The following is a 19,658-nucleotide window of genomic DNA, read 5'->3' as shown; positions in this document are numbered from 1 at the left end:
GAAATGGATCTCTGGTCTATTTGAAACAATAACCGAACGCGCTGTGATCAATTACCGCGCGGTAATCTGGCGCGCGTGGCATTGTGACGCTATGCGCCGGAAAGTACAGCTTAAAAGATATTAAACGTATGAAGGCACCCGCCAGAACGCGATGGCATTCATTTCCGGTGCCGTGCGATTAAGTTGCCACGGTCAAGACTCAGCGCAACCTTAAAGCCCAGCCGCACAACCTTAGAAAATAAAAACCGATCACAAACAACTAAAAGGTGTCACTTCACTTCGCCCGCTGTTGCTTGCGCAACGCATCATGACAAAGTTGTGTCAAAATATCATATTTATTACGGCGAAATCTTGACTCATACAGTCACATTTTATTATCCCACCTCCAACGCGCCATAACGCAGAATTTTCTGGAGGTTTTTCAAACATGTATCCGAACTTGAAAACGTCACGACACGTGGCGAAGGCTTCCGTGTGCCTGCTTGTTACCATCGGTGGTATCGTCTCCATTTCGCCTGTCATGGCGCAGGACACAACCACCGCACCAGCCAACGCGACGATTCTCGATAACATCATTGTCAAGCTCCCCAACTGGCTGCGCTTGGGTGGCAAAGGCAAATCGGATATCGGCACGACAATTCTTGAGGGTGAACTTATCACCAACAAGGCAAGCGGTCTCGGCGATGCAAACTCGATCCTGCGCAATCTGCCGAACGTTCAGTATCAAAACGATTCTGACAATGATGCCGGTGTCGATGGTCAGGACATGATCAACCTGCGTCCCCAAGAGATGTCAATCTCCGGCGGTAAGGTCTATGAAAACAACTTCATCCTCAATGGCATCGGCATCAACAATGTCACGGGATCGCAGGATCCATTTGGCGGTACGCTTGGAAGTTACGAGAATACTCCCAACATCAACGAGGTTTTTGGCCTTCATTCCCAAACGGTGTTTGTACCAGCAGAATTCCTGGACAATGTGAGTGTGATGGACAGCAACGTCTCCGCTCGTTACGGCCAGTTTCAGGGCGGCGTGGTTGAATATACACTGGCAAAACCAAAGACTGATAAGGTTACCGGGTCGGTCAGCTACGGTTTTGAAAGCGACAGCACGACAAGCTACGTTTTGGGAACAGAAGACGGCCTAAATCCGCAGAACACCCCCCCACCGGAGTTTTATCGTTATAAAACATCCGCCACTGTCAATGTGCCTATAACAGACAATTGGGCGGTGATCGGTCAGTACAGCCGTTCTGGTGCGGACACCAATAAGGTCAAAGATTACAGGTACTATGGTCTTGAAGCGGAAGAGTTCTCAGAGAACAATTTCTACCGCCTTTCCAGTCGGCATGACACAGACTTTGGTGTGTTCACACTGGAAGGCTCCTATACGGATTACGAACAGGAGTGGGATGGGTATTTCTATCGTGACACGCAAATCATGTCACAAAGCAAAGGTTTAACCAGTCAGTTGCAATGGGAAAATGATCTTGATGCAATCGTCTTTGAGCCTTTCGGCGTGAAGGACGTGAAGATAGACGCGAGAGCCTATTTCAACAAATCCCGAACCGTTAATGACGGTGGGGCAAATGAAACATTGTATCGCACTGTTTGGGCGAGATCGGCTGTGTCTAATACCAACCCAGCTACATGGTTCTATTCGACAGATCCAAGCATATTATCCTGGTGCCAGGTACCACTGGCATCCGGTTTGACCGGAACATCCCAACTCTGCCGTGAAGGCGGTTACGGCAACAAGGCGCAGGGACAGGAAGAAAAAGGCTTCAAGGCAGATATCGACGGTGATTTTCTAGCAGGTACGTTCTCTACCGGCTTCGATTACCGAAAAACAGACGCATATCGACAGGCAGATCAATATACGCTGAATTCGTCGAACTATACGCTGCTGAATACGCCACTAGTTTCCTCTTTTACATGCCCAGCCGGCGATGCCTCGTGCTCATACGAACAATATACACGTATCAAAACCGTGACGCCTGCCTATCACAACAAGACATCAATCAATTCGCTTGATGCATATGCCGAAGTGGATCAGACATGGGACTGGTTCAACATCAGAGCTGGCGTGCATGCCAGCTATGAAGACTTTTTCGGTAATCTGAACTTCGCTCCGCGTCTGACGGCGACTATTTCACCGACTGAAGACTTCTCCATCATTGGCGGGTTCAATCGTTATTACAACGCCAATGCCGTCTACTATGCCATCCGGAACAACCAGCCCTTCGCACGCGCATACAGTCGTTCTCACAATGCAAGCGGCGTGGTGTCAGACTGGGTCGGTACAGGCACACAACGTTACTATAGTTTCTTAGGCGATGATCTTGTCACACCTTACGTTGATGAATTTACGGCAGGGATAGATTGGAACGACCCATGGTTCGATGGTGAATTACGCATTCGCTACTTGAACCGACACGGCAAGGATCAGTACCTCAAGTCGGTGGATTCCACCAGCAGTGTTATGACGCTGACCAATGAAGGAAAATCTGCGTTTCAATCGGCGACGATCGAATACGGAAAGACATGGGGACTACAAAATGCCAATCTGGAGACAGTAGGCCTGTTCGGAAGCCTAACGTGGTCAAAGCGTAAGTCCACGTCCAATGGTTACTTCGATGACCCAAGCGATACGCGCATTTGGTACAACGACCAATCCTATGGTCTCGGAGATTTCGAGATGGTGCAAGGTAACATGGATATCCCCATCAAGGGATCTCTGGACCTCGTCACCTCCTGGTTTGATGACAAATTCAAGTTCGGCGTTACCGGCAATGTGATTTTACCATATGACGGTGTTCGCAAAACGGATACGACATGCACACCCTCGGTAAGTCTTACTGCAGCATGCCATCTACCAGCTGGCTCAGAGGGTTTGGGCATGGTGCATGAAATCCGGGAAGACTATCGTTTCAGAACAGCTGTGACGGTTGATCTCAATGCAAAATACCGTGCATTCGAATCCAAATATGGCTCGCTGGATCTTGAGATGAGAGTGCAAAACGCTTTCAACGACGTTGGAAACCGTAACGCCAAACCCGCCCAACCATGGGTTCCCGGCCGCATGGTATGGCTCGGCGCGAAGGCAACCTTCTGATGTCGACGCATCTCAGACTGCTCTATGTCTTTTGTGCCGTTGCTGCATCCGTTATCCTGGCAATCTCGTGCTACGAGGTTGCCAAGGGACGCAGGCTGGCGAATGAAGAACGGTTGGCGGCGCTGCAAGAACGGGCCATTGAACAGCGCCGGCAAAATCTGCTGGTCGAGTTCCCAGCAGATCCAACCGAACATGACCTTTCATTCCTCGCACAAGCCTACCGACAACCGGCGGAAAACTTCCCGCCGCTGTCGCTGTTCTCAGGTATCAAAGCAGAAGAGCTGGCACCGCTGCCAATACCGCCGCGCCCGCAGGGCCAGCAACTGGCCAAGGCGCAGCTTGGCTTCAAGCTGTTCCGCGATCCTCAGCTTTCGCGCTCTGGCCAGATTTCCTGCCAGAACTGTCATAACAGGGAGCTTGGCTGGGGTGACGGCTTACAAAGCTCCTTCGGCCATGACCGCGCCAGGGGAAAACGCAACGCCCCGCCTTTGTTCAATGTCGGTTTGCGCTCACCTCTGTTCTGGGATGGGCGCGCAGAGACGCTGGAGGAACAGGCGCTGATCCCGATGACAGACCAGCGCGAAATGGCAAACCACGACATTGCCTCTGCCGTTGAGCGGATTGCCGCCCGGCCGGATTATCAGGAGGCTTTTCAGGCGGTCTACAACGTCTCAATGCCAACCGCCGCAGAACTGACCGATGCCATCGCCACCTTCCAGCGCACGCTTGAGGAACCGACACGGCTCGACCGTTTCCTGTCGGGTCAGTACCGCGCCTTCAATAATGAGCAGATCTGGGGCATGCATCTGTTCCGCACCAAGGGTGGTTGCGCCAACTGTCACAACGGTCCGCTGCTGACCGACAACAAGTTTCACAATCTTGGGCTTTCGTTGCTGGGCCGTCCGCGTGAAGACGTTGGCCGATATGCCATTACCAACCAGTTGCTGGATGTCGGCCGGTTCAGAACCCCCAGCATTCGCCACGTTTCGCAAACAGCCCCGTACATGCACAACGGCATCATCAGGGATTTGCGGCGCGTCGTGCGTTTTTATGAAGTGGGTGGCGGCAGAACGCGGCCACGCAACGAGCGGGAAGGCGCCAATCCCTTCATGCCCTATGCCGGCATGACATCACCTTTCCTCAGGCCGTTTTCACTGACGGTAAGAGAACGCGAAGCGCTGATTGCATTTCTTGAGGCGATCTGAACCATGTTTTACCAACCGGTGGGGCCTGACATTTGGCCCCACTTAGCGTGAGCTGGAAACATGCTGCCAACCCGTAACCATGCGTTCCAGCGCCATGAGGGCGTCATAGACAAATATCGCGAGCAAACCAACCACCAGCCCGCCTTGCAGGATAAAGGCCATGTTGCTGGATTGCAGGCCGGCAATAATCACCTCGCCAAGCGTCTTCGCGGCAACAGTCGAGCCGATCGTGGCCGTCGCCAGACTGATGACAACCGATATGCGCACGCCCGACAGAATAACCGGCAAGGCCAGTGGCAATTCCACGCTCACCAGGCTTTGCCATGGGGTCATGCCGGTGCCACGTGCCGCTTCTTTTGTCACATCAGGCACATTGGCAAGCCCAGTCAGCGTGCTCTCGAAAATCGGCAACAGCGCGTAAAGAAACAACGCCACCAGTGTTGGGGTTTCACCAAAACCCAGCATCGGCACGGCAAGCGCCAGCACGGCAACCGGAGGAAATGTCTGCCCGGTATTCACCACCAGACGCGACAGGGGTAGAAACTCCCGGCAGGACGGCCGTGTCACGATGATTGCCAGCGTTATCGCCAGCAGACTTGCCAGTACCGTGGCAATCAGCACCGTTCGCAGATGTTGTCCGGTCAACACCAGCAAGTCGGCCTGGGTATAGATGGCAGGCGCATTGGCGGGCGCCAGCGGCCGGAAAACCGGCTCGAACCAATGTGGCTGCACGAGAAATGTAACCAGAAGCACAAGACCGAAGGCCCGCAATGCGTGCGCCAGCCACCGCGTTGGTATTTTTGCGGCCTTCATCTGGCTGGTTACGGTCCTTGTTTGCAAGGTCATGGGCTGCCCGCAGCCTGCTGGCAAAGTGCTGCCATGGTTACCTTGCCCAGCACCTGTCCCTCATCATTCGCGACAGGGGCTTCGTGCCGTCCCGTCCAGACAAGGTTTGACAGGGCTTCGCGTTGACTGACCGCTGCAGGGATCGGCTCACCCCCGGCAGTACCCTGCTCTATCGCCTCAGACACCGGCCGTAATGCCAGCAACCGGAATGGTCGCTCCTCCGGTCCTATCATTGCGGCAACAAACTCTGTTGCCGGCTTGTGCACCAGCTCCGCCGGCGTGCCGTATTGGACGAGAACGCCCTTGTCCATGACGGCAATATGGTCGGCAATGGCAAAGGCCTCATCCATGTCATGCGTCACAAGAATGATGGTCGTGCCCAACAGCGCCTTGATATCAAGAAGGTCGCGCCGGGCTCTGGTGCGGATAACCGGGTCCAGCGCGCCAAAGGGTTCGTCCATCAATAACAGTTCAGGCTCGGCCGCCAGCGCCCGCGCCACGCCAATGCGCTGCTGCTGGCCGCCGGACAGTTCATGCGGAAACCGTTTGGCAAACACATCAGGCTCAAGCTGGAAAAGCTCCAGCAGTTCACGCACCCGCGCATCGATCCGTGCCTTGTCCCAGCCCAGCAACTGCGGCACCGTGGCAATGTTTTGCGCGACGCTACGGTGCGGAAACAGGCCGTAACCCTGAATGGCGTAACCGATGCTGCGGCGCAGTTCATGCCCGGCAATGGATTTATTGTCGCGTCCATTGATCCGCACACTGCCGGAAGTTGGCTCGATCAGCCGGTTGATCATCCGCAGCAAGGTCGTCTTACCGGAGCCCGAGGAGCCGACGATAACTGTCACGCTATGCGGTTTGACGGTAAGGGATACATCATTGACGGCAACCGCACCTTCAAAACGTTTGGTCAGATGGTCGATCTCGATCATGCTGTTGCACTCCCGCCTTCTTTTCTGGCAGACAATTCAATCAGGGCGTCAAAAATGATGGCACCGGCAAAGGCCAGTGCCACGGTGGGTATCGCACCCAGCAGCACCAGATCCATGGCCATCTGTCCTACCCCTTGAAAAACAAACACTCCAAAACCGCCGCCGCCAATCAGTGCGGCAATGGTTGCCATGCCGATATTCTGAACCAGCACGATACGGATACCGGTGAGGATGACCGGCGCGGCAAGCGGCATTTCAACCCCCAGCAAACGTTGGCCTCTCGTCATGCCAACCCCCTTCGCTGCCTCGGTGATCGATTGCGGCACCCCCGCCAGGCCCGCCACCGTGTTGGCAACAACCGGCAGCAGGGAATAGAGAAACAGCGCCACAAAGGCCGGTGCTGCACCAATACCGGCAATGCCAAGCGCAGACGCGCCGGGCACATTGACCGCAATCCAGCCAAGCGGCGCGATAAGAATGGCAAACAGCGCAATCGACGGAATGGTCTGGATCATGTTCAGCGTGTTGAGAACGGCACTGCGCAGCGCCGTTACCCTGTGCGCCACAATGCCAAGCGGCAGCCCAACCACGATTGCCGCCGCCAATGATCCGACCGCCAGCGTGATGTGACGCGCACCTTCGCGCCAGAACACATCGGCGCGGTTGGCATATTCCTTCATGATCGAAAGATTGTCCCACACGCCGGTCATCAGCACGGCTGCGGCACCGGCAAAACCGAGAACCAGCAGGACGATGCGAAACAGTGGATGCGGGCGAAGCCGTGTTACACAGTCGGCAGTGGCCAGCAGCAACGCTGCCAGCAACACCCACACCCCAGACCCCGGCGAGACACGGGCATAGCTGTTACCTTCCGGCATCACAAAACTGGCAGCCATGCCGGCAGCAACAACCAACAATGCCAGTGTCACGGCAACAAGCACAAGCCGCAACGCAGCCGATATTCTGATGGACATGGCAACCGCTGTCACCACGAGAAGACAGGCCAGTGCCGTCATCAACGACACAGGGAGCGATTGGAAAATCGACAGCGCCTCACCCGCCACAATGCGGTTTGGCCGCAGAATGACGAATGGCAGGCCGAAGGCACCGCCAACCAGCATAAGAGCAATGACGATGCCGGGCTTGTCAGGTTTTACCCCGACAAACCCGGTCTTCTCAGGAACAATGACGGCCAAGTCGCTTCGGCTCCGCTTATTTCAGGAACCCATTTTTGGTCAGGAAGTCCGTGGCAACCGCCTTGGCAGGTTCACCGCCCACCTGCACTCGTCCGTTCAGTTCCTGCAAGGTTGCGGCATCCAGCTTGGCGAATACCGGCTTCAGCAGTTCGGCAATCTGCGGGTTCTTGTCGAGGATGTCCTTGCGGACAACCGGCGCTGGCTGGTAAACCGGCTGAACGGATTTGTCGTCTTCCAGCAGCACCAGACCGGAGGCCGCAATGCCGCCATCCGTGCCATAAACCATCGCCGCATTGGCATTGTTGGTCTGGTTGGCTGCAGCCGCAATGGTTGCCGCCGTATCACCACCCGACAGCGTAATCAGCTGGTCAGGCTTCAGCGTAAAACCGTAGGCCGTCTGGAAGGCAGGCAGCGCGGCAGCGGAATTGACGAACTCGGAGGATGCAGCCAGCACGACCTGACCGCCACCGGCAATGTATTTGCCGAAATCGCTGAAGGTGATGATCTTTTCGCTGTTGGCCAGATCCTTGCGGATGGCAACACCCCAGGTGTTGTTGGCACTGGATGGCGTCAGCCAGACCAGCTTGTTGGCCTCCAGATCAAGCTTGGCTGCCTCTTCATAGGCTTTGGCCGCGTCTTTCCAGATCGGGTCCTCGGCGCGGTTGAAGAAATAGGCCGCATTGCCCGTGTATTCCGGGTAAATGTCGATAGCGCCAGTCACTAGCGCCTCACGCACAACGGGCGTCGCGCCAAGCTGCAATTTGTCGGTGACCTCAATGCCGTTATGGCTCAGGACCGACAGAATGATATTTCCCAACACGCCACCTTCGGTGTCGATCTTTGAGGATACGACGACTTGGGAAAACGCTGGCGCAACTGGCAGCGAAACGGCAAGAGCAATGGCTACGATAAGGCTTTTCACAATTTGACTCCCCGGAATTGTGATTTCAAAAACGGCTGCGAACGGAACACAACCGTTTTTCACCAGCGCGTAAACAGCAAACCTGCCGTTACGGTTCCCTACCGTGCCACATTTTGTTTCGGCGAGACAATAACCGCCTTGCTCGTCCCACATCACCGGGCAGAGACACCTCTTCCAAGAGCGAGGCACGGTGGCATCAATCCCAACGGGGCGGCGTGCCGATGAAGGATTTGAGCGCATCCGTGAAAGCCCGGATTTTTGCCGACGGCACCTGAAGTGCCCGCAACAAATATATGCCGGAAGGATTTTCGTTCCAGGGCTCTCCTGAAAATGCTTCTGCCGAAAGCGGAAGTCGTATGAGATCGCCCGATTTGACAGAAGGCCCTGCCACCCAACTGGGCAACAGCGCAATTCCCATTCCCGTCAAGGCAGCGCCATTCAAGGCTTCAAAATCATCGCAGCGAAATACCACTTTGCCAGCCGCATCGCCTGCGGCACACCCCAGCACGCGAGACCATTCAAGCAGGTCGTTACCATGTAATTTGTCGAGCAAGCGGTGGGCGCGCAGGTCAGCAACTGTGCTCGGTACGCCGTGTTTTCCCAGATAGTCCGCACTTGCCACCAAAATTCGTTTCAGCGGCGCAAGCCGCATGGCGATCAGCGAACTGTCCTGCAACTCCCCCATCCTGATAACCAGATCCAGCCGCTCGGCAACGGGATCGGCAAGCCGTTCGGTAAGGTCGAGTTCAACATGCAGGTTTGGGTGTTGTTGCGCCAGCGACGCCATCACAGGAATGACATACCGTTTTCCGAATGTCGGAAAACAGGCAACACGTAGGGTGCCCGTCACTTCGCTATCGAAGGCGGCGACCTCGGCATGTGTATCGGCTAAATCCTCAAGCAGCCGTTGCGCACGATCAAATAAATGCTGCCCGGCATCGGTCAGCCCCAGCGCCCGGGTGGATCGCACCAGAAGGGTCACCCCAAGATCCTGCTCCAGCGCATCGATCTGCCGCACCACTGCGGATGGTGTGACGGCACGCCGCCGCGACGCTGCAGAAAAACTGCCTGTGCGCACCACATCGACATAGACGGCAAGATGTTCCGCGAACCTTGGATCTTTCATGTCTGCCCCGTTACCCCTTTAATCCCGTCATCTTTGCTTACAGCGCAAAACCGTTTCGAGCATTCAGTTCGTTATCATTTGCGGGCATCCGGAGCACATTCCTTCTCGTCAACGGGCAATCAACGCCCACTTAACAGAAGGAATAACAACATGGTCAAGGTTCTCGATACCATTCTCTCGCAATCGGCATATTCTGCAGAAATCGACGTACCCTTTGAAAAGATCGACATTGCTGACTGGCTGTTCACGCTGCCGGAAGCGGAATATCTGCGCTGCTGCGCACCAGACCACATCGCCGCCGGTATCACATGGACAGACGACGGACGCCGCATGTCGATCAATGTCGAGCAGATCGGCACCGGCCTGGTTGTCCAGCACTATGTGGCAGAGGTCGCAGAGCCCGCCTATTGCCGCATGAATTCCATCTCGGATGTGTTCACCGCCAGCGGTCGCACACAGGTCAACGTGGTCTGGGAACTGATTGCCGAAAAGGTCAGCGAAAACCGCACCCGCTACACAAATCGTGTCACCGCCCATCCGACCGACGCTTTCATGACATTCATTGAAAGCCACGGCGTCAGCTATGACGATGCCGCCGCTGCACGCCAGGCCGCAGGTGGCGACCATAACAGCCGTGAGACACCCCTTTTCGCTGCCAGCATCGCCCGCCGGGCATTGGCAGCCGCAGCAGCGGCAAACTGAGGGACAGAATGATGAATGCCATCCTGTTTGACGACTTCGGAGGTGCGGATGTTCTGCACCTCGGTGATGCTCCACGGCCTGAAATCCGCCCAGACGATCTCCTGGTCAAAGTCATGGCAGCCGGCGTCAATCGCGCCGACATCCTCCAGCGCGAAGGCGTGTATGGCACCCGGTGTTATGGCGACAGTGCGTTACTGGGTCTGGAGATCGCTGGTGAGGTTTTGGCAACAGGCAGCGCCGTGCAAGGTTTTGCCGTTGGCGACCGTGTCATGGGCATTGTCGGCGGCGGTGCCTATGCGCAATATGCCCGCCTCGACAGCGGTATGGCCGCCAAAATCCCTGACGGACTGTCGTTTACGCAAGCGGCCGCTGTTATGGAAAGCTTCGTGACCGGCTGGGAAGCTGTTGGCCACCTCGGTCGTGTCCACACAGCCGAAACCGTACTCATCCATGCCGCAGCCGGAGGTATCGGCTCTGCTACGGTTCAATTGGCAAAAGCGTCAGGGGCACATGTTCTTGCAACCGCCGCCTCTACCAACATAGACAATGTCCTGTCGATCGGTGCCGACGCGGTGTTTGACTACCGACGCTCCGATTTTGAGGCAGATGTCATCGATGCAACCGCCTCGCATGGCGTTGATCTGATTGTCGATTTCGTCGGCGGTGCCTATCTTGCCCGCAACATCCGCAGTCTTGCGCCGGGCGGTCGCCTTGTTCAGGTTGGGCTGCTCGGCCGCGAGGACAATGCCATCATCCCGCTGGATCTCGTCTTGCACAACCACTTGCAGCTTATCGGCACGGTCATGAAGTCACGGTCCCGGACAGAAAAACGGCAAATGGTCGCTCGTTTCAGAGACAATGTCCTGCCTATGCTTGGCAAGTCCGTGCATCCAGTTATCGGCGCCGTATATCTTTTCACGCAGGTGGCAGATGCGCACCGACGCATGGAAACCGGCGGCTTGTTCGGCAAGGTCGTGCTGGAAGGCTTCCACCCCTGACACTTTCAACGTCCCAGTCTGTCAGTGACGCAACAACCGACGCCGACGGAAACCTGCCTGATTGCGATCAGATTTGTGAGAGGTCAGCTTCCACGACGCAGATAACACCACTTTCTTCGTAGGAAATCTGCGCGTAGCCCTTCAGTTCGGCTGTCAACAAACGCTCCACCAGTGTCGAACCAAACCCCTTGCGGGTTGGTGTTACCACCTCGGGGCCACCCTCTTCCCGCCATTGCAGTCGCAGATGCGAGCTTGAACGGTCATAGTCCCAACTGACGGTAATATGACCTGTGGATACGGAAAGTGCACCATATTTGGCGGCATTGGTGGCAAGCTCATGCAGGGCCAGCGACAACGAGACGACGGCCTTGGGTGGCAATGGCACGGCGGGCCCGCTGACGGTAAATGTCTCCACCGCATAAGGCGCCATTGCCTGCATCACCACGGATTTGAGATCGGCATATTGCCAGTCGCCGTGCAGCAGCAGGTCCTGCGCGCGGCTGAGCGATGACAGGCGGTTGGTAAAGGCCTCCACATCCTCTCGGTTTGCGGTGTCGCGGCCCATGGTCTGGCGGGCAATCGCCGTGACGGTCGCCAGCACATTTTTCACGCGGTGGTGCAACTCTCCCACCAGAATGGCCTGCAGCTGCTCCGCTTCCTTGCGGGTCGAGATATCATGCGTGACCTTTGACGCGCCAATCACATGTCCCAAGGGGTCGAGAATGGGAGAAACACTCAACAAGACGTCAACCAGCGTGCCATCCTTGCGAAGGCGTTTTGTCTCATAGGGCTCGACAATCCGCCCCGCCTTGATCTGCCGCAGGATCGACGGTTCTTCTTCCTTGCGATCGTCGGGCACCAGCATCAACACGGAATGGCCAACCGCTTCGTCCTCGTAATAGCCATACAGACGCTGCGCAGCCGCGTTCCAGCTGGTTATTGTCATGTCTAGATCGATGCCAAGGATTGCGTCATTGGAAGAACCAATGATCGAGGCCAGATGTTTTTCAATCTCGTGAGCACGCTTGCGTTCAGTAATATCGACGACGATGGCCACCGTTTGCTCTATCTCGCCATTTTCATCCCGGATGGCAGAGACGGAATTGGCAACCCAGATCAGGCTGCCATCCGCACGCAGGTAACGTTTTTCAATATCGAAACTTTCACCGGTTTCGATCAGTCTTTGAAACAGCGCGACATTGGCTGGCAGGTCCACGGCAAAGGTCACGTCCTGCATCTGCGTACCAATCAGATCATCAGCCGTTCGACCGACAATCTCGCAGTAGCGCTGGTTGACGTCGGTCAGCTTTCCAGTGAGATCGCTCAGCGCGATGCCAGCTGCTGATTGTGAAAATATCGCCCGGAAGCGCTCTTCACTTTCACGCATCGCAGCATCGGTCTTAACCCGCTCCGTGGTTTCATTGACGATGCAGAAAACGCCAACAACATTTCTGTCCAGATCCCGCACCGGTGAATAGGAAATGTCGAAATACACGGTTTCGGGAAAGCCATGCCGTTCGATGTAAAACGCTCGATCCTTGGCAGCGACCGTTTCGCCATGCTCAAGCACACGCTTCAGCAAGGGCTCAAGGTCGTCCCACAGCTCGCTCCAGTATTCACGACCCGGACGGCCAAAGGCATGCGGATGTTTGTCGCCGATGGTCGGCGCATAAACGTCATTGTAAAGGGCAACGAATTCTGGCCCCCAGAACATCACGATCTGCGCTTGGGAGGGCACCATGATGTCTATGGCGGCATGCAAACAGGCTGGCCATTCGGACCTTGGACCAAGCGGCGTCGAACGCCAGTCTACAGTGTCCAGCAGGGTGGCAACAGGAACGGTATTCGTTGCCTCTCCTTGCCCAGCCAGACTTCCATCCCCCATTCGGTGCATCGTCGCAAGGCTCACGCAGCTACTGTTACAGTGTCGTTAACATGACAGCACTTCCAGCCTTCGACAAGGTGGTGTTTGAGAGCGGATAAAACCGTTGAAATAAGGCCGCGACGTGACCGCCAGAACAACAAAAAACCAGGTCATCAACGGACAACCTGACCTGGTAACAACACAACATGGACGAGGAAAAACCTTGTGCCCTCACAAGGTTGGCTTAGACGCGTCAGAACCGGCGATCTGGTCCATCAGATGGAACAGCGCTTCCTCGATATTGGCATCGACACCAAGATCGATATGCGACACCGCACGCACGGTACGATCTATGAGATCGAGACGAATCCGTTCGTTGCCGCTATACAAGGTAGCGCGGTCGTAAAGCACGTCCTTCAACGTATCGCTGTACGAAAATGTCATGCGGCTGCCCTCCTTTTGCAGACGGGAGCACATAGTAACTCTCGGTCGTCACCGCCTACGAAATCGGGTGGAAACGATGGCGCGGAGTTTACGCTTATTGTGTCCTATGTCTATGTGATATTGGGGGTAAGGCGAACTGCGGCCTATTGTATTGCCCGCAACCATTTGTTTTATCGATCAATTATTCCAACAGCACGATGAAATTTCTTCGATCACAATTACGTATTGCGCCGACTAATGCTGCTGACACCGTTTTTCTGAAAATTATGTATCAGTCATATAACAATCATTAATGTCTTGCGCGCAGATTGCATGCTTATACGTGCGCAACCGAATCGACCTGCCGTAAACTGCGGGACGATCACTCAGTCATTTTCAGCGGATACAGGTGTGGCAGATGATTTCAGAAAGCGTTCTGGACGCAGCCTTGAAAGAGCTTTTTGATCTTTCGCCAGTACCATTTTCCATTTCCACAATTGATCACGATTCCCGTTACATCAAGGTGAACCCGGCCTATCTGCGGCTGGTTGGCCGCAGTTGGGAAGAGTTGAACGGCCAGTCACTGGGCAACGACCTGCCCTACCCGCTCGACGATCCTGCCCGTATGAAAAGACTGCATCTGCTCGACACGCAAGGGTTTTACGAGCTTGCCGAAGTGGACATGCTGCATTCCAGCGGCCGTGTCATTCCCGGATTGATCAGTGCACAGCGCCGCCGCATTGATGGCGAGAGTTTCGACATTGAAATCATTCTCGACAATTCCGAGCGCAAGGCTTATGAGCGCGCCATCATGGAAGCAGCTTTTGTGGATTCGATGACGGGGCTACAGAACCGCGCCTCGTTTGAAAGTTACCTGCGTCAGGCGTTGGCAACGCTTGAACCGGGCTGCCGGATCACGCTTGCCTACATCGATCTCAATCGCTTCAAGCAGGTCAATGACCAGCACGGCCACTCGATTGGTGACAAGCTGTTGCGTGTTATTGCCGATCGCCTGCGTGGCTGGACCAGCAAGGGCGACTTTATCGCCCGTCTCGGCGGTGACGAATTTGCAATCGTTTCAGTTATCCCGGCCGCTTTCGAGTTTTCCGCCTTGCGCTTTTTTGATCTCGGCACCCAGATCGCCCAGCACGTCACCATTGATGACAAGATGGTGCAGGTGGGTGCAGCCATCGGCATTGCCGAGGCCCAGGCCGGCATGACCTTCGACGTCCTGCTCGATCAGGCCGACAAGCTGATGTATGACGCCAAGTCCAGCGGTAAGATCGTGGACATCAGGTCCTCCCTCAATCCGGTTGCAGCAAGCGAATTTGGTGCTTTGAATTACGCGGCACGTACGGGCTGAAAAAGCCCCATGGCAAAGTCCGGCGCCTGCCTGCCATTGTCAGGGATCACGCCGCTTTCGCGTAACATCCATTCGATGATATCCCAGAACTCCGGCGGTACTTCGTGGCGTATGGTCTCGATGATATGGGTGACCTGAGTGTAGGTGTATATGGCGCACAGTGTCAGCACCAGCAAGACCACCCACGGCCACAGCGGCTTGCGGCGGCGTACCGGCGGTGTCTCATTGCGTTGCACGTGGCTGCTGTCGTCCGTCACTCGTATCTCCATGCGCTGCAGACATCTCGTCTGTCGGTGCGTGTCCGCATCGATAAAACACCCTGATATCTAGATAGCGGCAATTTTCCCGTCTTCAATTGGCAGAAAGCAACGAAATCCAGTCAGTAACAGCGTCACGACGGCTCTGGTACAACTGCAAATGTAACATTACCAAGATTTCACTTTTACAACCCCGTGACCTGTGTAACTGCCATCCCTACATCAATGTAAGATAGAGCGAGCAAATTCCGGTCAATCTTCAAGAGCATTGATGTCAGGAATTCTTTTTACAGGCGGGCGCGATGAACAAGCGGGAAAATATCGACGACAAGACCAAGAGCGCCTCTACGCAGCCCAGCCTGCAGGAGATACTTGCGTCTACGGGCTCGAAACGTCGTAAAAGCCGCAAATACACCTACCTGTTTGGTGCTGCCATTATCATTGCGGCCGCAGGTGGTTATTATTATTTCTCCGCCTCCAGCGGCTCCACCTACACCTACACCACCACGGCGGCCAAGAAGGATGACCTGTCGGTCATCGTCACCTCCACCGGCTCGGTACAACCGACCGATCAGGTCGATATCTCAAGCGAATTGTCTGGTACTGTCCGCAAGGTCAACGTGACCTATAACAGCGAGGTCAAGGCCGGCGACGTATTGCTGGAACTCGACACCAACAAATTGGAAGCCGACGTGCAAAGCGCCAGAGCCAAGCTGGCATCCGCCAAGGCCAGTGTGCTGAAAGCCAAGGCAGAACTGGGCTCGGCCGAGACATCGCTGAACCGTCTGAAAAACCTGGTGCAGAACCGCGTCTCTACCCAACAGGATCTGGATGCAGCCCAGTATAACTACAATTCTGCTGCAGCGACGCTGGAGGTCAATGAGGCCTCCGTGCTGTCTGCCGAAGCCGATCTGCGTCTGGCGGAGCTGAACCTGGGCAAAGGCAAGATCGTCGCGCCAATCAACGGCGTCATCCTGACGCGTGACGTTGACCCCGGTGCCACCGTTGCCTCGTCACTGAATGCACCTGTTCTGTTCACCATGGCCGGCGACCTCCGGGAAATGGAATTGCAGGTGGCCGTCGATGAGGCGGATGTCGGCAAGGTCAGCAACGGTCAGCAGGCAACATTCAGCGTTGATGCCTACCCGGAAGAAAGTTTTCCGGCCGAAATCCAGACCGTGCGCTACGCCTCTGAAACCGTGGCCAATGTCGTGACCTACAAGGCCATCCTGACGGTTGATAACAGCAACCTGAAACTGCGCCCCGGCATGACCGCGACGGCCAATATTGTGGTGGAATCGATCAAGGACGCGCTGCTCATTCCAAACGCCGCGCTGCGTTACAGCCCGCCGCGACAGAACGTATCTTCCGCTGGCGGTCTGATGAGCCTGTTTCGTCCGCCACGCATGGGGCGTGGTGGTGGCCGCGGTGGTGACAGCGCCAGTGCCGCGGCTGGCCAGCGCACCGTGTGGGTGCTGAAAAACGGCACGCCGGTCTCCGAGCGGGTGGAAACTGGATCGACCGATGGGCAGTTCACCGTGGTAAAATCCGGCAACATCCAACCGGATGATGAACTGATTACCGACGCCATTGCCCGCAGGAACTGAACGGAAGGTGCCAGACATGCAGACGGCTCCCCTCATAGAGTTTCGTAACGTGGTCAAGGAATACGGCATGGGCGAAGCGACCATCCGTGCTCTGGCCGGTGTCGACCTTGCCATTCACGAACATGAATTCGTGGCCATCATGGGTCCGTCCGGTTCTGGCAAATCCACCGCCATGAACATTATCGGCTGTCTCGACGTGGCGACATCGGGCGATTACCTGTTTCAGGGCATATCGACGTCAGGTTTTTCCGGTGGTCAATTGACGTTGCTGCGCCGTCACATGCTGGGCTTCGTATTTCAGGGTTTCAATCTCCTGCCCCGGACCTCGGCGGTGGAAAATGTCGAACTGCCGCTGGTCTATCGTGGCACACCGGCCCATGAGCGCCGCCAGATGGCAATGCGCGCCCTGGAAAGGGTTGGCCTGAAGGGACGCGAAGGTCACACCACGCAGGAACTGTCCGGTGGCCAGCAACAGCGCGTTGCCATTGCCCGTGCGATTGTCACCAATCCCGCCGTTCTCCTGGCCGATGAGCCGACCGGTAATCTCGACACCAAGACCAGCGTTGAAATCATGGAACTGATCACGGAACTGAACCGTGAACAGGGCATCACCGTCATCATGGTCACCCATGAAGACGACATTGCCGCTTACGCCAAGCGTCTGCTGCGCTTTGTTGATGGCCATCTGGCATCTGACAGCATCAACACCCATGGAGAGCCCGCCCATGTTTCCTGAAACGATCAAACTGGCAATGCGCGCCATCAGCCGCAACCTGCTGCGCTCGTTCCTCACGGTTCTTGGCGTGGTAATCGGCGTGGCCGCAGTTATCGCCATGGTCACGGTTGGCAATGGCACAACGGCGCAGGTAAAATCCGAACTCTCACGGCTGGGCACCAACATGCTGTTTGTGCGCCCCGGCCAGTTTGGTCCCGGCCGCGCCAGCACCGAAGCCAAACGTTTTAACGACAATGACGTGCAAGCCATGCGTGACCAGATCAGCGGCCTGCGTGCCGTGGCACCGGTCAACCGCAGCACGGCAACCGCAATTTTTGGCGGCAAGAACCATTCCAGCAGTGCACTTGGCACCACAAACGACTACCTGATTGCGCAGGACTGGCCACTGTCACTGGGTCGTGACTTCAGCCCAGCAGAAGAACGTGGCGGCCAGATTGCCTGTATTCTTGGCGAGACCGTGCGCAAGGAACTGTTTGGCGACAGCAACCCGATTGGCCAGAGCGTGCGCGTCAGCAACATCTCCTGTCCAGTGGTGGGCGTTCTCGCCACCAAGGGGCAGTCCGGCATGGGCGATGATCAGGACGATACCATCCTGATGCCGCTGAAAATCCATCAGCGCCGCATTGGCGGCACCAGCACCATCTCCAGCATCATGGTATCGGCGCAGGATGGCGTGCAAACCTCGAAAGTCCAGTCCGACCTTGAATCGCTGCTGCGGGAGAGACGCCGCATCGTCATTGGCCGCGAAGACGATTTTTCCGTCAATGACATGACGCAGATTGCCTCGGCCATGACTGGCACGACAACGCTGCTAACCGGTCTTCTTGGCTCGGTGGCCGCCGTCAGCCTGTTGGTCGGCGGTATCGGCATCATGAATATCATGCTGGTATCGGTCACCGAACGCACCCGTGAAATCGGCATTCGCCTGGCGATCGGCGCTCTTGAAACACAGGTTCTGCGACAATTTCTGGTGGAAGCCGTCATGCTGTCGGCCTTTGGCGGCATTGTCGGGATTTTGACCGGTCTTGGCCTCGCCTACGCGGTTGTCAGCTTCCTCAACGTGCCCTTTGTGGCAAGCCCATCGATCATTTTCCTCGCCTTTGCATTTTCAGCCGCTATTGGCGTGGTTTTTGGCTATTTCCCGGCCCGCCGCGCCGCAAGTCTTAGTCCGATCGAGGCACTGCGACACGAATAACGGCGTAAATCGGCTTAATCCTGACTGCGCGACACAAGCTTATATGCGCAGTTCGGAATATTGCATGTCGCAGGCCTTCGTGCCACTACTGGAACGAGTGCAATAACGAATCGATTTTCATGACGCAGGCTTCGCAGAGCCACCTTGCCTATCTGGCCCTTGAAAAGCTCATTGTTACACTGGGTGTAGAACCCGGTGCTATCGTAAACGAAAGACAGCTTATCGAACTGACCGGTCACGGCAGAACGCCGGTGCGGGAGGCCATCCAGAGGCTGGCCTGGGAAAATCTCATTCGCGTGCGGCCGCGTGTTGGCCTGCAGATTACCCATATCAACCCCATGGACCGCAACAACATCCTTCAAGCGCGCCGCCAGCTTGAACCGATGGCGGTGGCCCTTGCTGCACAGAACATCTGTGAGCCGCTGCGCCGCGCGCTGGAAGACTGTTCTGGCAAAATGGTGCAGTCCTCTGATAATGACGACATTCTCACCTTTTACGAGGCCGACAAACATCTCGATGAAATTGTTGCCGAGGCCTGCCCCAACAGCTTTATCGCCTCATCGCTGTGGCCGCTGCAAACGCATTTCCGACGTATCTGGTTTTCATCCGCCGATACCGCGGCACTTAAAACCGCAGTGCAAATGCATCTGGATATCATCAACGCCTTGTTGGATGGCAACTCAGAACGGGCCGAACAGGCAGATACAAAGCTGCTGTCGCATCACGCAACAACGTGATTGAGTGGTTGAGTGGTTGAGTGGTTGAGGTGGTTGACGTCTGCTAGCGTCGTGTCGATGCCAAGCAGTGTGCAGTGTGCAGTGTGCAGTGTGCAAGTACATAACCCCTCACCTGAAAAATCTATCACTTAGCAAGCTAAGGTGATGATTTTTCTTCCTCTCCCACAAGGGTAGAGGTAGGGCGCAAGGTGCCTTCAACCTCCCCTCATCTCTGTGCTCGTCACAGAGATCCAGTGGAGCGCGTCCGCGCGACAAGAGACTTTTCAGCCCAAGGACTTGGGCTGGCCTGGATTCCCGTGACAAGCACGGGAATGAGCGACTGTCTTGTTCGTCAAGCGTCTTGCCATGGTTTTTGATCCCTGATGATGGCGTTGAGAATGGTCAGCAGTTTTCGCATCGTTGCGACAATCGCGACGATCTTGGGTTTGCCA

Annotated in this window: 17 protein-coding genes and 1 pseudogene; 9 read left to right on the top strand and 9 right to left on the bottom strand. The window is 55.8% G+C overall.

Features of this window, described 5'->3' with window-relative positions; all coding sequences use genetic code 11:
* Nucleotides 1-457: 457 nt before the first annotated feature.
* Nucleotides 458-3,115, top strand: a complete 2,658-nt coding sequence (locus tag IB237_RS22380; protein WP_192490951.1) for a TonB-dependent receptor plug domain-containing protein — start codon at nt 458-460, stop codon at nt 3,113-3,115.
* Nucleotides 3,115-4,320 (top strand): cytochrome-c peroxidase, encoded by a 1,206-nt coding sequence (locus IB237_RS22375; protein WP_192490950.1) that lies wholly within the window; start codon nt 3,115-3,117, stop codon nt 4,318-4,320. Before IB237_RS22380 ends, IB237_RS22375 begins: the two co-directional genes overlap by 1 nt.
* 42 nt (nt 4,321-4,362) lie before the next feature.
* Here the strand turns inward: IB237_RS22375 and IB237_RS22370 are convergent, their stop codons facing one another.
* From IB237_RS22370 to IB237_RS22350, 5 genes are all read right to left on the bottom strand, one after another.
* Nucleotides 4,363-5,133, bottom strand: coding sequence for an ABC transporter permease (locus tag IB237_RS22370; RefSeq protein WP_192491190.1), 771 nt, complete (start codon nt 5,131-5,133; stop codon nt 4,363-4,365).
* 29 nt (nt 5,134-5,162) lie between these two features.
* The gene (locus IB237_RS22365; RefSeq protein ID WP_192490949.1) at nt 5,163-6,101 is read right to left on the bottom strand and encodes an ABC transporter ATP-binding protein; all 939 of its coding nucleotides are present in this window, start codon (nt 6,099-6,101) and stop codon (nt 5,163-5,165) included.
* Entirely contained in the window at nt 6,098-7,222 is a 1,125-nt protein-coding gene (locus tag IB237_RS22360) for an ABC transporter permease (RefSeq protein ID WP_192491189.1), read from the bottom strand. Before IB237_RS22360 ends, IB237_RS22365 begins: the two co-directional genes overlap by 4 nt.
* A 91-nt stretch (nt 7,223-7,313) precedes the next feature.
* On the bottom strand, nt 7,314-8,222 hold the full coding sequence (locus IB237_RS22355) for a glycine betaine ABC transporter substrate-binding protein (RefSeq protein WP_371815395.1): 909 nt from the start codon (nt 8,220-8,222) through the stop codon (nt 7,314-7,316).
* A gap of 193 nt (nt 8,223-8,415) precedes the next feature.
* Nucleotides 8,416-9,345, bottom strand: coding sequence for a LysR family transcriptional regulator (locus IB237_RS22350; protein ID WP_192490947.1), 930 nt, complete (start codon nt 9,343-9,345; stop codon nt 8,416-8,418).
* Nucleotides 9,346-9,495: 150 nt separating this feature from the next.
* Between IB237_RS22350 and IB237_RS22345 the strand changes: the two genes are divergently transcribed.
* Complete coding sequence (locus IB237_RS22345) at nt 9,496-10,047, top strand: hypothetical protein (protein ID WP_192490946.1); 552 nt, start codon at nt 9,496-9,498, stop codon at nt 10,045-10,047.
* Between the two features lie 8 nt (nt 10,048-10,055).
* Nucleotides 10,056-11,045: an NAD(P)H-quinone oxidoreductase gene (locus tag IB237_RS22340; protein WP_246788213.1), complete on the top strand. Its 990-nt coding sequence runs from the start codon at nt 10,056-10,058 to the stop codon at nt 11,043-11,045.
* Between the two features lie 67 nt (nt 11,046-11,112).
* Here the strand turns inward: IB237_RS22340 and IB237_RS22335 are convergent, their stop codons facing one another.
* Together IB237_RS22335 and IB237_RS22330 are read right to left on the bottom strand one after the other, a co-directional pair.
* Nucleotides 11,113-12,930: a PAS domain-containing sensor histidine kinase gene (locus IB237_RS22335; RefSeq protein WP_192490945.1), complete on the bottom strand. Its 1,818-nt coding sequence runs from the start codon at nt 12,928-12,930 to the stop codon at nt 11,113-11,115.
* A gap of 210 nt (nt 12,931-13,140) precedes the next feature.
* Complete coding sequence (locus IB237_RS22330) at nt 13,141-13,353, bottom strand: hypothetical protein (RefSeq protein ID WP_192490944.1); 213 nt, start codon at nt 13,351-13,353, stop codon at nt 13,141-13,143.
* A 397-nt stretch (nt 13,354-13,750) separates the two neighbouring features.
* Here IB237_RS22330 and IB237_RS22325 point away from each other — a divergent pair, with 397 nt between their 5' ends.
* Nucleotides 13,751-14,695 (top strand): sensor domain-containing diguanylate cyclase, encoded by a 945-nt coding sequence (locus IB237_RS22325; RefSeq protein ID WP_192490943.1) that lies wholly within the window; start codon nt 13,751-13,753, stop codon nt 14,693-14,695.
* Here IB237_RS22325 and IB237_RS22320 read toward each other — a convergent pair.
* Entirely contained in the window at nt 14,674-14,952 is a 279-nt protein-coding gene (locus IB237_RS22320; RefSeq protein ID WP_192491213.1) for a hypothetical protein, read from the bottom strand. The genes IB237_RS22325 and IB237_RS22320 overlap by 22 nt on opposite strands.
* A 302-nt stretch (nt 14,953-15,254) precedes the next feature.
* Here IB237_RS22320 and IB237_RS22315 point away from each other — a divergent pair, with 302 nt between their 5' ends.
* The 4 genes from IB237_RS22315 (at nt 15,255) to IB237_RS22300 (ending at nt 19,227) form a co-directional block, all read left to right on the top strand.
* Nucleotides 15,255-16,559, top strand: coding sequence for an efflux RND transporter periplasmic adaptor subunit (locus tag IB237_RS22315; protein WP_192490942.1), 1,305 nt, complete (start codon nt 15,255-15,257; stop codon nt 16,557-16,559).
* 16 nt (nt 16,560-16,575) lie between these two features.
* The gene (locus IB237_RS22310) at nt 16,576-17,295 is read left to right on the top strand and encodes an ABC transporter ATP-binding protein (RefSeq protein WP_192490941.1); all 720 of its coding nucleotides are present in this window, start codon (nt 16,576-16,578) and stop codon (nt 17,293-17,295) included.
* The gene (locus tag IB237_RS22305) at nt 17,285-18,490 is read left to right on the top strand and encodes an ABC transporter permease (protein WP_192490940.1); all 1,206 of its coding nucleotides are present in this window, start codon (nt 17,285-17,287) and stop codon (nt 18,488-18,490) included. The genes IB237_RS22310 and IB237_RS22305 overlap by 11 nt, the downstream gene beginning before the upstream one ends.
* Nucleotides 18,491-18,609: 119 nt before the next feature.
* Complete coding sequence (locus IB237_RS22300; protein ID WP_192490939.1) at nt 18,610-19,227, top strand: GntR family transcriptional regulator; 618 nt, start codon at nt 18,610-18,612, stop codon at nt 19,225-19,227.
* 331 nt (nt 19,228-19,558) lie between these two features.
* On the opposite strand, the pseudogene IB237_RS22295 reads toward IB237_RS22300, so the two are convergent.
* Nucleotides 19,559-19,658 (bottom strand): annotated as a pseudogene (locus tag IB237_RS22295) (IS110 family transposase); the annotation flags it as partial.

Source organism: Agrobacterium sp. AGB01, assembly GCF_014851585.1.
Classification (GTDB): Bacteria; Pseudomonadota; Alphaproteobacteria; order Rhizobiales; family Rhizobiaceae; genus Agrobacterium.
This window is presented reverse-complemented; position numbering and strand designations above follow the sequence as displayed.